Source organism: Streptomyces sp. NPDC016469 (assembly GCF_040632905.1).
Classification (GTDB): Bacteria; Actinomycetota; Actinomycetes; order Streptomycetales; family Streptomycetaceae; genus Streptomyces.
In genome coordinates this window covers 148,238-161,116 of record NZ_JBEYCQ010000002.1, presented here as the reverse complement: position 1 = coordinate 161,116, position 12,879 = coordinate 148,238, and the positions used below count along the sequence as shown (strand labels likewise).

The window sequence follows — 12,879 nt, the reverse complement described above, 5'->3', positions numbered from 1 at the left end:
GGTCGGTCCCATGGTTGAGGACACGGAGCCGCCCCCGATGGTTGCACGAGGGGGGTCAGTGGGGAGCGGAGACGCCGGTCAGCGCGGTCACGACCGGGTCCAGGGCCTGGCTGATCTCGTCGCCGATGGACCGGAAGAAGGTGATCGGGGCGCCGTACGGGTCGTGGACCTCGTCGGCGTCCGCGGTCGGGGCCAGCAGCCAGCCGCGCAGCGCCGCGGCGGCCCGCACCAGCGCGCGGGCACGCTCGACCACGCCCTCCTCGCGGGCGTCGGGCAGGGTGGCCGGGTCTATGGCCCGGACCAGCCTGGTGAACTCCTTGAGCGTGAAGGTGCGCAGCCCGGCCGAGTGCCCCATGGAGATGACCTGGGCGCGGTGGTCGCGGGTGGCCGTGAGCACGAGGTCGGCACGGATCACGTGCTCGTCCAGCAGCTCACGGCCGGTGAAGCCGGTGGCGTCGGCGCCGAAGTCGGCGAGGACCACCTCGGCGTTGGCCTCCATCGGGGCGCCCTCGTGACCCCAGGTGCCGGCGCTCTCCACGATCAGCCCGCCCTGGAGCGGGTCCCCGAGCCGGTGCACCAGGGCGTGCCGGGTCAGCCGCTCGGTGATCGGCGAGCGGCAGACGTTGCCGGTGCTGACGTGGAGGATGCGGAAAGTGTCGGGCCGCCCCGCTATGCCACGCCCCTCGGGGGCGGTCAATTGGCCACCTCGAGGTCGGGTACCACCTTGCGCAGCTCCTCCGCCGAGAGCGCCCCGGCGCGCAGCAGGACGGGCACCTTGCCGGTCACGTCGACGATGGAGGACGGCACGATGCCGGGGGTCGGGCCGCCGTCGAGGTAGACGGAGACGGAGTCGCCGAGCATCTCCTGGGCGGCGTCGCAGTCCTCCGGCGAGGGGTGGCCGGTCAGGTTGGCGCTGGAGACGGCCATCGGGCCGACCTCGGTGAGCAGTTCGATGGCGACCGGGTGCAGCGGCATCCGGACGGCGACCGTGCCCCGGGTGTCGCCGAGGTCCCACTGGAGCGACGGCTGGTGCTTGGCGACCAGGGTCAGGGCACCCGGCCAGAAGGCGTCGACCAGCTCCCACGCCTGCTCGGAGAAGTCGGTGACCAGGCCGTGCAGGGTGTTCGGGGAGCCGATGAGGACCGGCGAGGGCATGTTGCGGCCCCGGCCCTTGGCCTCCAGGAGGTCGCCGACCGCCTCGGCGGCGAAGGCGTCCGCGCCGATCCCGTACACGGTGTCGGTGGGCAGCACGACGAGCTCGCCGCGGCGGACGGCCGACGCGGCTTCGCGCAGCCCCGTCGTGCGGTCGGTCGCGTCGTTGCAGTCGTATCGCCGTGCCATCAGCCGGCCTCCTCAAGCATGTACGGGTAGGGCTGGTACGGGTGACGCCCCCCGGTCACGGCATCGCCTTGCGGGCGGTGGCGAACCGGGGACGCCGGTTGAGGTCGGGGTGGTCGGCCGCGTCGGCCCAGCCCCGCTCCTCGGTGAAGATCCAGGGCACCTGGCCGCCCTGGGTGTCGGCGTGCTCGATGACGACGAGGCCGCCGGGGCGGAGCAGGCGGTGCGCGGTGCGCTCGATGCCCCGGATGGTGTCGAGGCCGTCCTCGCCGGAGAACAGCGCCATCTCGGGGTCGTGGTCGCGCGCCTCGGGCGCCACGTACTCCCACTCGGTGAGCGGGATGTACGGCGGGTTGGAGATGACCAGGTCGACCTGGCCGTCCAGCTCGGGCAGGGCGGTGAGCGCGTCGCCGCGGTGGACGGTGACGCGCGAGTTCTCGGCGTTCTTCCGGGTCCACTTCAGGGCGTCCTCGGACAGCTCCACGGCGTGCACGCGGGAGCGCGGGACCTCCTGGGCCATGGCGAGGGCGATGGCGCCGGAGCCGGTGCACAGGTCCACGATCAGCGGCTCGACGACGTCCATCGCGCGGACGGCGTCTATGGCCCAGCCGACGACCGACTCGGTCTCGGGGCGGGGCACGAAGACGCCGGGGCCGACCTGGAGCTCCAGGTAGCGGAAGAAGGCGCGTCCGGTGATGTGCTGGAGGGGTTCGCGGGCCTCGCGGCGGGCGATGGTCTCCCAGTAGCGGGCGTCGAAGTCGGCGTCCGGCACGTTGTGCAGCTCGCCCCGCTTGACGCCGTGCACGAACGCGGCGAGTTCCTCGGCATCGAATCTCGGTGAGGGAACACCGGCGTCGGCCAGCCGCTGGGTGGCCTGGGCCACCTCGGCGAGCAGCAGGTTCATCGCGGTTCTCCGTACGGGTTCACGAGCGGGGCGGGGCGGCGGCGGGCTCAGGCGGCTGCCAGCTTGGCGGCGGAGTCGGCGTCGACGCACGCCTGGATGACCGCGTCCAGGTCACCGTCGAGCACCTGGTCCAAGTTGTACGCCTTGAAGCCGACGCGGTGGTCCGAGATCCGGTTTTCCGGGAAGTTGTACGTCCGGATCTTCTCGGACCGGTCGACCGTGCGCACCTGGCTGCGACGTACGTCCGAAGCCTCCTGCTCGGCGGCCTCCTGGGCGGCGGCCAGCAGCCGGGAGCGCAGGATGCGCATCGCCTGCTCCTTGTTCTGGAGCTGGCTCTTCTCGTTCTGGCAGGAGGCGACGACGCCGGTCGGCAGGTGCGTGATGCGGACGGCGGAGTCGGTCGTGTTCACGGACTGGCCGCCGGGGCCGGACGAGCGGTAGACGTCGATACGGAGGTCGTTGGCGTGGATCTCGACGTCGACCTCCTCGGCCTCGGGCGTCACGAGGACGCCGGCGGCGGAGGTGTGGATGCGGCCCTGGGACTCGGTGGAGGGCACGCGCTGCACACGGTGCACGCCGCCTTCGTACTTCATCCGGGCCCAGACGCCCTGGCCGGGCTCGGTGGCGCCGTTGCCGCCCTTGGTCTTCACGGCGACCTGGACGTCCTTGTAGCCGCCGAGCTCGGACTCGGTGGAGTCGATGATCTCGGTCTTCCAGCCGACGCGCTCGGCGTAGCGCAGGTACATGCGCAGCAGATCGCCGGCGAACAGCGCGGACTCGTCGCCGCCCGCCCCGGCCTTGATCTCCAGGAGCACGTCCTTGTCGTCGCTGGGGTCCCTGGGTACGAGCAGGAGGCGCAGCTTCTCGGTGAGCTCCTCGCGCTGCTTCTCCAGCTCCTTGACCTCGGCGGCGAAGTCGGGGTCGTCGGCGGCGAACTCGCGGGCGGTCTCGATGTCGTCACCGGACTGCTTCCAGGAGCGGTACGTCGCGACGATCGGGCTCAGCTCCGCGTAGCGCTTGTTGAGCTTGCGCGCGTTGCCCTGGTCGGCGTGGACCGCGGGGTCGGCGAGCTGCTTCTCGAGATCGGCGTGCTCGCCGATCAGTTCCTCGACCGCCTCGAACATCTCGGGCTCCTGGTTCCTTCGCTGGTCGTGCCTGCCGGCCGGTGGGTGCCTGCCGGGGCCGGGGTACGGAGACCCCGTGCCCGGACCGGAAAAAAACGCCGGCCACGGCGCCCCCGGGTAGAGGGCACCGCGGACCGGCGCGGACGGCTCGCTACTTGCCGGCGGCCTTGGCGCCCTTGCCGAAGCGGGCCTCGAAGCGGGCCACACGGCCACCGGTGTCGAGGATCTTCTGCTTGCCCGTGTAGAACGGGTGGCACTCGGAGCAGACCTCGGCACGGATGGTGCCGCTGTCCAGCGTGGAGCGGGTGGTGAACGACGCGCCACAGGTGCAGCTGACCTGCGTCTCGACGTACTGGGGGTGGATGTCGCGCTTCAAGGGTGTCTCCTAGGTTCGGGAGGGCGCCGGGTCGTACGCGCGGATTGCGCGTCCGTGAACCGGGGCCGACGTACCAGTCTGCCAGGACCGGCCGTATCTCCCAAAACCAGGGTGGACGGCCGGGTATTCCCCCGGCGCTCCGCTCAGCGGACGATCTTGCCCGCGTCGCCCTTGTCCCCCGCCGACTGCTTCGTCGCGGAGGCGGGGATCGGCCGGTCGGCGCCCAGGGCGTCCCAGACCTGCTGGTCGGCCTTCTCCAGCGGGATGACGCGGTTGGGGTCGGCGGGGTCGTACTGGACGGGCAGGGTCACCATGTTCACGTTGTCGGAGCCGAGGCCCTTGAGGCCCTTGGCGAAGCCCGCGAGCTTGGTGACCGAGCCGAGGTCGGAGTCGGTGGTGACCGCCTTGGTGGCGGTGTCCGCGATGCCGTAGAGCTTGGTGCCGTCGAACACGCCCACGCTCTTGACCTGCTGCATCAGCGCCTTGATGAACGCCTGCTGGAGCTGGATGCGGCCGAGGTCGCTGCCGTCGCCGACGCTGTGGCGGGTGCGGACCAGGCCGAGGGACTGCTCGCCGTCCAGGGTGTGGGCGCCGGGCTGGAGGTCCAGGTGGCTGTCGGGGTCGTCGATCGCCTCGGTGGTGGTGATCTCGACGCCGCCGAGCTTGTCGATCAGCTTCTTGAAGCCGGTGAAGTCGACCTCGACGTAGTGGTCCATGCGGATGCCGGACATGGATTCGACGGTCTTGACCGCGCAGGCCGGCCCGCCGACCTCGTACGCCGTGTTGAACATGGCGCGCTGCTGTCCGGGCACCGGATCGCCGCTGACGTCGCCGGTGCAGTCGGGCCGGGTGATGAGGGTGTCGCGCGGGATGGAGACCACACTCGCGGTCCTGTGGCCCTTGTTGACGTGGACGACCATCGCGGTGTCCGAGCGGGCCGCGCCCTCGTCGGCGCCGTACTCGCCGTTCGCACCGGAGCGGGAGTCGGAGCCCAGGACGAGGATGTCCTCGGAGCCGTTGTCGATGTTCTCGGGGCGGTCCTTGCCGAGCGCGGTGTTGATGTCGACGGCCTGGAGATTGCCGTTGAGATGGACGTACGCGTAGCCGAGCCCCGCACCGCCCACGACGACCGCGCCGGCCAGGCTCCAGACGGTTATGCGGCCCGCCCTGCGGCCACGGGAGGGCTTCTTCCGGCGCTTGCCGGTGGCCCGTATTCGGCCGCTGCTCCCGCTTCGCTCGCTCATGGGTCTCCCTCGTTCCGTCGGCTGCTTCCGGCTACCCCCTTGCAGTGGCGGCGACAAGAAGCGTGGCACAGGCGGCTGTGACCCCCGTATGCGTACGGAGCGGCTCGGGCGGGTGCGAGGACGGCCGGTATTCCGGCGTTCACCTGCGGTTTCGTGGCCCGTACAACGGTCGTACGCGGGTGCCGCGCCACGGCGCCCGTGTGGCGAAGCTCTCGGAACGGCAGCGGGGTACGGCACAGGGCCGCCCCCGCACCGGAATGCGGGGGCGGCCCTGTGTGCTGCCGGGCGGCCGGGGCTAGTCGTTGCCGTTGCCCGGGGCCGGCGTCGTCTTCTGGATCTGGAGCAGGAACTCCGCGTTCGACTGGGTCTTCTTCATCCGGTCGAGCAGGAGCTCGATGGCCTGCTGCTGGTCGAGCGCGTGGAGCACTCGGCGCAGCTTCCAGACGATCCCCAACTCCTCGCTGCCGAGCAGGATTTCCTCCTTGCGGGTGGAGGACGCGTCGACGTCCACCGCCGGGAAGATCCGCTTGTCGGAGAGCTTGCGGTCGAGCTTGAGCTCCATGTTGCCGGTGCCCTTGAACTCCTCGAAGATCACCTCGTCCATGCGCGAGCCGGTCTCGACCAGCGCGGTGGCCAGGATGGTCAGCGAGCCGCCGTCCTCGATGTTGCGCGCGGCACCGAAGAAGCGCTTCGGCGGGTAGAGCGCGGTCGAGTCGACACCACCGGACAGGATGCGGCCGGAGGCCGGGGCGGCGAGGTTGTACGCGCGTCCCAGGCGGGTGATCGAGTCCAGCAGGACGACCACGTCGTGACCCAGCTCCACGAGGCGCTTGGCGCGCTCGATGGCCAGCTCGGCCACGGTGGTGTGGTCCTCGGCGGGGCGGTCGAAGGTCGAGGAGATGACCTCGCCCTTCACCGACCGCTGCATGTCGGTGACCTCTTCCGGACGCTCGTCCACCAGGACGACCATCAGGTGGCACTCGGGGCTGTTGACCGTGATCGCGTTGGCGATGGCCTGCAGGATCATGGTCTTACCGGTCTTCGGCGGGGCCACGATCAGACCGCGCTGGCCCTTGCCGATGGGGGCGACCAGGTCGATGATCCGCGTCGTCAGGACGTTGGAGTCGGTCTCCAGACGGAGCCGGTCCTGCGGGTAGAGCGGCGTCAGCTTCTGGAACTCGGGACGGCCGCGGCCCGACTCGGGTGCCATGCCGTTGACCGAGTCGAGGCGGACCAGCGCGTTGAACTTCTCGCGGCGCTCGCCGTCCTTGGGCTGCCGCACCGCACCGGTGACGTGGTCGCCCTTGCGCAGGCCGTTCTTGCGGACCTGGGCGAGCGAGACGTACACGTCGTTCGGGCCGGGCAGGTAGCCGGAGGTCCGGATGAACGCGTAGTTGTCGAGGATGTCCAGGATGCCCGCGACGGGGATCAGGACGTCGTCGTCGGTGACGGGCGGGGCGTCGGCGGCGAAGTCGTCGCGTCCGCGACGGCCCCGGCGGTCGCGGTAGCGCCCGCGACGGCCGCGCCGGCCGCCCTCGTCGTCGAAGTCGTCCTGCGGGCCGTTGCTGCCGCCCTGGTTCTGGCCGCCGCCCTGGTTCTGGCCGCCGCCCTGACGGCGGTTGCCGCCCTGGTCGTCGCCCTTGCCGCGCTGGCGGTCGCGCTGGCGGTCGCGGCGCTGCTCGCCCCGGTCCCCGCGCTGGCGGTCGCCGCGGTCGCCCCGGCGGCCCTCGGCGTTGTCCGCGGCGGAGTCGGCCTTGGACTCGGCGGAGCGGTCCTCGGCGGGCGCCTCGTGCTTCTGCTCCTGCTTCGGCTCGTCCTGGGCGCGGTCCTTGGTCTGCGCCTTGGCGTCCGGCTTGCTCTCCGGGCTGCCCGCCTGCGCGGTGGCGCGGCGGCGGCGGCGCTCGCCCGCGGGCTGGTCGTCGCTGGCCGGCTGGCCCGGGATGTCGATCTGCTGCTGGGCCGTGGCCTGGTCGGCGGGCGCGGCGGCCGGGGCCTCGTCGGCACCGGTGCGCGCCTTGGAGGTGGCGCGGCGCTTCGGCTTGGTCTCCGCCGCGTCGGCGGGGGCCGCGGTGGCCTTGGCCTTGGGGGCGGAGGAGCCGCCGCCGGCCTGGGCCTCCTTGATGACCTCGATCAGCTGGCTCTTGCGCATCCGCGCGGTGCCCTTGATGCCGAGGCCGGACGCGACCTGCTGCAGCTCGGCCAGGACCATGCCGTCAAGGCCGGTGCCGGAGCGGCGGCGCCGTGCGGTGGTGCCAGTGGCAGCACCTTCGGCGGGCGCGGCGCTGTCGACGTTCTTGTCGGCAGTCACGCCCATCAGATCGGTGGTGTCGCTCACGAAGGGTCCTTCCCTGGAGCGGACGTCGGCCTTCTGGCTCGGCGACCGGTTGTGCTGTCCGGCTGCGGTCCTCGGTTGGTGCGGCCCGTGCCGGGGCGGTGGTCCGCCGGATGGAACGGCGGAGAGATGAGGTGTGCATGTGCCCGGCGCGAGCATCCCCCTGCTCGGCCCACTCCTGGACGAGCGGAGGGGTGTCGTGCCGGTTCCGGAGCGTGCTCGCAACTGCTCAGGCAGGCTGCTCAGGCAGTTGGGGGGGCTCCCGGAAGAAATGGTGGTCCCGAACGGGACACGAAGCAACGCGCCTCATGGACGTCGATTGCAGACTTGAGGTTAACACTACCGGCTCCAACAAACATTCCCCCTCTCACTCACCGGCAATCACTTCTCGGCCAGCGGCCCCGCGGGCTACGCGGCCAGCGGCAGGACGCCGGCGCCCTGCGCGTCGAGAGCGAGCCGGTTGGCCGCCCAGCCCTCACCCGCCAGTCGGGCGACCTTGTCGGCGTCACCGTCCCCGGCCAGGGCCAGCACCGTCGGTCCCGCACCGGAGATGACCGCGGGGACGCCCTCGGCGCGCAGCCGGGCCACGAGTTCGACGCTCTCGGCCATGGCGGGCGCGCGGTAGTCCTGGTGCAGCCGGTCCTCGGTGGCCGTGAGCAGCAGCTCGGGGCGCCTGGTCAGGGCCTCGACGAGGAGGGCGGCACGGCCGGCGTTGAACGCGGCGTCGACGTGCGGCACGGTGCGCGGCAGGAGGCCGCGGGCGGTCTCGGTGAGCACCGGCTTGCCGGGGACGAAGACCACCGGAACGATGGAGTCAGCGGGGTCCATCCTGATCGCGCGGGCGGAGGCGCCGTCCATCCAGGCGAGCGTGAATCCGCCGAGCAGGCAGGCCGCGACGTTGTCGGGGTGGCCCTCGATCTCGGTGGCGAGCTCCAGCAGGGCGGCGTCGTCCAGCCGGGCGTCGCCGCCGGTCGTCACGGCGCGGGCGGCGACGATTCCGGCGCAGATGGCGGCGGAGGAGGAGCCGAGGCCGCGTCCGTGCGGGATGCGGTTGGCGCAGACGATCTCCAGGCCGCGGGGCTGTCCGCCGAGCAGGTCGAAGGCGGTGCGCAGGGACCGTACGAGCAGGTGCTTCTCGTCGCGGGGCAGGGTGTCCGCGCCCTCACCGGCGATGTCGATGTGCAGTCCGGAGTCGGCGACGCGGACGACGACGTCGTCGTACAGGCCGAGCGACAGGCCGAGGGTGTCGAAACCGGGGCCCAGGTTGGCGCTGGTCGCGGGGACGCGCACCCGGACGGCGGCGGCTCGGAAGGCGGGACCGGCCATCGCTGTGACGACTCTCCTTGTGAGGCGGCGGGGGTTCCGGGGGCTGCGGGCGGGGATTCTTCGGGGGAGCCGCAACGGCCCGGGGCACCCCGGCAGATGTGGCGGGGCGGGTTGGGGACAGCTTATCGAAGGAAGGTTCTGTGGCGACATAGGGCGCACAGGAGGCGCACGATGCGTGTCGCACGCCCGCGGTGCGCTCTGGTCGCGGAAAAGGGCCGGTAGGACGCCTTTTCCGACGAGTGGTCGCGTGCGCGGGCGCCTCCCCCGGGCCGTCGTCCGGACCGGACCGGGGAAGGCGTCGCGTTACGTGGTTACGCCAGGCCCAGCTTCTCGGCGGCGGCGGCCGCGTCGACCGGGACGGTGACGGGCTGCGGGGCGCCCGCGACGGCCCAGTCGGGGTCCTTGAGGCCGTTCCCGGTCACCGTGCAGACGATGCGCTGGCCGGGGTCGACCTTGCCCTCCTCGGCGGCCTTGAGCAGTCCGGCGACGGAGGCGGCCGAGGCGGGCTCCACGAAGACACCCTCCAGGGAGGCCAACAGCCGGTAGGCGGACAGGATCTGACGGTCCGTGACCTCATCGATGAAGCCGCCCGACTCGTCCCGCGCGGCCAGCGCGTAGTTCCAGGATGCCGGGTTGCCGATCCGGATCGCGGTGGCGATGGTCGACGGGTCCTTGACGACCTCGCCGCGCACGATGGGCGCGGAGCCGGACGCCTGGAAGCCCCACATGCGCGGCTTGTGCGTCGACATGCCGTCCCCGGCGTACTCGGTGTAGCCCTTCCAGTACGCGGTGATGTTGCCCGCGTTGCCGACCGGGAGGACGTGGATGTCCGGGGCGTCGCCGAGCGCGTCGACGATCTCGAACGCGGCGGTCTTCTGGCCCTCGATACGGACCGGGTTGACCGAATTGACCAGCGCGACCGGGTAGTTGTCCGAGAGCGAGCGGGCCAGCGTCAGGCAGTCGTCGAAGTTTCCGTCGACCTGGAGGATCTTGGCGCCGTGCACGAGCGCCTGGCCCATCTTGCCGAGCGCGATCTTACCCTGCGGCACGAGGACCGCGCACACCATGCCGGCCCGGACCGCGTAGGCCGCGGCCGAGGCGGAGGTGTTGCCGGTGGAGGCGCAGATGACGGCCTGCGCGCCCTCCTCCTTGGCCCGGGTGATGGCCATGGTCATGCCGCGGTCCTTGAAGGACCCGGTGGGGTTGGCGCCCTCGACCTTGAGGTGCACCTCGCAGCCCGTGCGCTCGGAGAGGACCTGAGCGGGGACGAGCGGCGTACCGCCCTCACGGAGCGTGACGACCGGCGTCGTGCTCGTGACCGGGAGACGGTCCCGGTACTCCTCGATGATGCCGCGCCACTGGTGGGTGCCCTTGGTGGTCATGGGTCCTTACTCCCCTTCAACACGCATGATGCTGGCGACACCGCGCACGGTGTCGAGCTTGCGCAGCGCCTCGACGGTCCCGGAGAGGGCGGCGTCGGGCGCGCGGTGGGTGACGACGACGAGAGATGCCTCGCCGTCGGTTTCCTGACTGTCCGGCCGGCTCTGCTGGCGGACCGTATCGATGGATACGCCCTGGTCGGCGAAGACCGTCGCGACCTGGGCGAGCACGCCCGGCTTGTCGGCCACGTCGAGGCTGATGTGGTACCGCGTGACGACGTCGCCCATGGGGCTCACCGGCAGGCGCGTGTACGCGGACTCGCCGGGCCCGGGGGCCTCGTTGAGCTTGTTGCGGCAGACGGCCACGAGGTCGCCGAGGACCGCGGACGCGGTGGGCGCCCCGCCCGCGCCGGGGCCGTAGAACATCAGCTGTCCGGCCGCCTCGGCCTCCACGAACACCGCGTTGTACGCCTCGCGCACCGAGGCGAGCGGGTGGCTCAGCGGGATCATCGCGGGGTGCACGCGGGCCGTCACCGAGGCCCCGTCGGCGGCGCGCTCGCAGATGGCGAGGAGCTTGACGGTGCAGCCCATGCGGCGGGCGGACGCGATGTCGGCGGCGGTGACCTCGGTGATGCCCTCGCGGTGCACGTCGCCGATGCGGACCCGGGTGTGGAAGGCGATCCCGGCGAGGATCGCGGCCTTCGCGGCGGCGTCGAAGCCCTCCACATCGGCGGTGGGGTCGGCCTCCGCGTATCCGAGGGCGGTGGCCTCGTCCAGCGCTTCGGAGTATCCGGCGCCGCTGGTGTCCATCTTGTCGAGGATGAAGTTGGTGGTGCCGTTGACGATGCCGAGCACCCGGTTGACCTTGTCGCCGGCCAGGGACTCGCGCAGCGGCCGGACCAGCGGGATGGCACCGGCCACGGCGGCCTCGTAGTAGAGGTCCCGGCCGTGCTGCTCGGCGGCGGCGTGCAGGGCGGCGCCGTCCTCGGCGAGCAGGGCCTTGTTGGCGGAGACGACGCTCGCGCCGTGCTCGAAGGCGGTCCTGATCAGCGTGCGGGCGGGCTCGATGCCGCCGATGACCTCGATGACGACGTCGATGTCGCCGCGTTTGACCAGGGCCGTCGCGTCCGTGGTGATCAGGGCGGGGTCGATGCCCTCGCGCACCTTGGAGGGCCGGCGGACGGCGACACCGGCGAGCTCCACCGGGGCGCCGATGCGCGCGGCGAGGTCGTCGGCGTGCGTCGTCATGATGCGCGCCACCTCTGAGCCGACCACACCACAGCCCAGCAGCGCCACCTTCAGCGGACGCGTACGCATCATCCGACCTCGTTTCCTTTACACCTGTAGTACGGACCAGTCTCACTCACCGGACGGGTGTTCCCGCCACCCGTCCGGATCCTGAGATGTTTACGGGGACAGTGTGGTACGCCCCCGGAAATCCGGCATCAGCCGACATCGAGACGCAGGAGATCTTCCTCCGTCTCGCGCCGGACGATGACCCGCGCCTCCCCGTCCCGCACGGCGACGACCGGCGGGCGCAGGGCGTGGTTGTAGTTGCTCGCCATGGACCGGCAGTACGCGCCGGTGGCGGGCACGGCGATCAGGTCGCCGGGGGCCAGGTCGGACGGCAGGTAGGCGTCCTTGACCACGATGTCGCCGCTCTCGCAGTGCTTGCCGACGACCCGGACGAGCATCGGTTCGGCGTCCGAGGTCCGCGAGGCGAGCGCGACGCTGTACTCGGCGTCGTACAGCGCGGTGCGGATGTTGTCCGACATGCCGCCGTCGACGCTCACGTAGGTGCGCAGGCCCTCCAGCGGCTTGACCGTGCCGACCTCGTACAGCGTGAAGGCGGTCGGGCCGACGATGGCGCGGCCGGGCTCGACGGAGATGCGCGGGGTGGCGAGCCCGGCGGCCTCGCACTCGCGGGTCACGATGTCGCCGAGCGACTTGGCGATCTCGTGCGGTTCGCGCGGGTCGTCCTCGGAGGTGTACGCGATGCCGAGACCGCCGCCGAGGTCGATCTCGGGCAGTTCGACGCCGTGCTCGTCGCGCACCTCGGCGAGCAGCTGCACGACGCGGCGGGCGGAGACCTCGAAGCCGGCCATGTCGAAGATCTGGGAGCCGATGTGGGAGTGAATGCCGACGAGTTCGAGCCCGTCCAGGGTGAGCGCGCGGCGCACGGCCTCGGCGGCCTGTCCGCCGGCCAGCGCGATGCCGAACTTCTGGTCCTCGTGGGCGGTGGCGATGAACTCGTGGGTGTGGGCCTCGACGCCGACCGTCACGCGGATCTGGACGCGCTGGCGCTTGCCGAGGCCCTGCGCGATGTGCGCGACGCGGACGATCTCCTGGAAGGAGTCGAGGACGATGCGCCCGACGCCGGCCGCGACGGCGCGCTCGATCTCCTCGACGGTCTTGTTGTTGCCGTGGAAGGCGATGCGCTCGGCGGGCATCCCGGCGTCGAGCGCGGTGGCCAGCTCGCCGCCCGAGCAGACGTCGAGGTTGAGCCCCTCCTCCTTGAGCCAGCGCACGACCGCCCGGGAGAGGAACGCCTTGCCGGCGTAGAAGACGTCGGCCCCGGGCCCGAAGGCGTCGGACCAGGCGCGGCAGCGGGCCCGGAAGTCGGTCTCGTCCAGGAAGTAGGCGGGGGTGCCGAACTCCTCGGCGAGGCGGGAGACCGTGAGCCCGCCGACGGTCAGGGCGCCGTGCTCGTCGCGGGTGACGGTGCGGGACCACACCTTCTCGTCGAGGACGTTGAGGTCGTCGGCGGGGGCGAGGTAGTGGCCGTCGGACATGACGTCGGCGTGGCGGGGTCCGGCGGGGTGTGCGGATCGGCTCATGGTGTGGCTCTGCTCTCTC

At 71.7% G+C, this 12,879-nt stretch carries 11 protein-coding genes; all 11 read right to left on the bottom strand.

Going from position 1 to position 12,879, the window contains the following annotated elements; translation table 11 throughout:
* Nucleotides 1-55: 55 nt before the first annotated feature.
* Nucleotides 56-697 (bottom strand): protein-tyrosine-phosphatase, encoded by a 642-nt coding sequence (locus tag ABZ565_RS02670; RefSeq protein ID WP_073963914.1) that lies wholly within the window; start codon nt 695-697, stop codon nt 56-58.
* A complete protein-coding gene (locus tag ABZ565_RS02665) occupies nt 694-1,341 on the bottom strand; it encodes an L-threonylcarbamoyladenylate synthase (protein WP_361019631.1) in 648 nt (215 codons plus the stop codon). The genes ABZ565_RS02670 and ABZ565_RS02665 overlap by 4 nt, the downstream gene beginning before the upstream one ends.
* A 55-nt stretch (nt 1,342-1,396) precedes the next feature.
* Nucleotides 1,397-2,242, bottom strand: coding sequence for a peptide chain release factor N(5)-glutamine methyltransferase (gene prmC / locus ABZ565_RS02660; protein WP_018102642.1), 846 nt, complete (start codon nt 2,240-2,242; stop codon nt 1,397-1,399).
* 47 nt (nt 2,243-2,289) lie between these two features.
* Nucleotides 2,290-3,366: a peptide chain release factor 1 gene (gene prfA, locus ABZ565_RS02655; protein WP_361019628.1), complete on the bottom strand. Its 1,077-nt coding sequence runs from the start codon at nt 3,364-3,366 to the stop codon at nt 2,290-2,292.
* Nucleotides 3,367-3,517: 151 nt separating this feature from the next.
* Complete coding sequence (gene rpmE, locus ABZ565_RS02650) at nt 3,518-3,742, bottom strand: 50S ribosomal protein L31 (protein ID WP_018102644.1); 225 nt, start codon at nt 3,740-3,742, stop codon at nt 3,518-3,520.
* A gap of 143 nt (nt 3,743-3,885) precedes the next feature.
* Entirely contained in the window at nt 3,886-4,986 is a 1,101-nt protein-coding gene (locus tag ABZ565_RS02645; RefSeq protein ID WP_361019624.1) for an LCP family protein, read from the bottom strand.
* A gap of 295 nt (nt 4,987-5,281) precedes the next feature.
* A complete protein-coding gene (gene rho / locus ABZ565_RS02640; RefSeq protein WP_361019621.1) occupies nt 5,282-7,321 on the bottom strand; it encodes a transcription termination factor Rho in 2,040 nt (679 codons plus the stop codon).
* A 405-nt stretch (nt 7,322-7,726) separates the two neighbouring features.
* Nucleotides 7,727-8,644, bottom strand: a complete 918-nt coding sequence (gene thrB / locus ABZ565_RS02635; protein ID WP_361019619.1) for a homoserine kinase — start codon at nt 8,642-8,644, stop codon at nt 7,727-7,729.
* A 311-nt stretch (nt 8,645-8,955) separates the two neighbouring features.
* A complete protein-coding gene (gene thrC, locus ABZ565_RS02630; RefSeq protein WP_361019616.1) occupies nt 8,956-10,026 on the bottom strand; it encodes a threonine synthase in 1,071 nt (356 codons plus the stop codon).
* A 6-nt stretch (nt 10,027-10,032) separates the two neighbouring features.
* Entirely contained in the window at nt 10,033-11,343 is a 1,311-nt protein-coding gene (locus ABZ565_RS02625) for a homoserine dehydrogenase (protein ID WP_018102649.1), read from the bottom strand.
* Between the two features lie 125 nt (nt 11,344-11,468).
* Nucleotides 11,469-12,860 (bottom strand): diaminopimelate decarboxylase, encoded by a 1,392-nt coding sequence (gene lysA, locus ABZ565_RS02620; RefSeq protein WP_361019613.1) that lies wholly within the window; start codon nt 12,858-12,860, stop codon nt 11,469-11,471.
* Between the last annotated feature and the right edge of the window lie 19 nt (nt 12,861-12,879).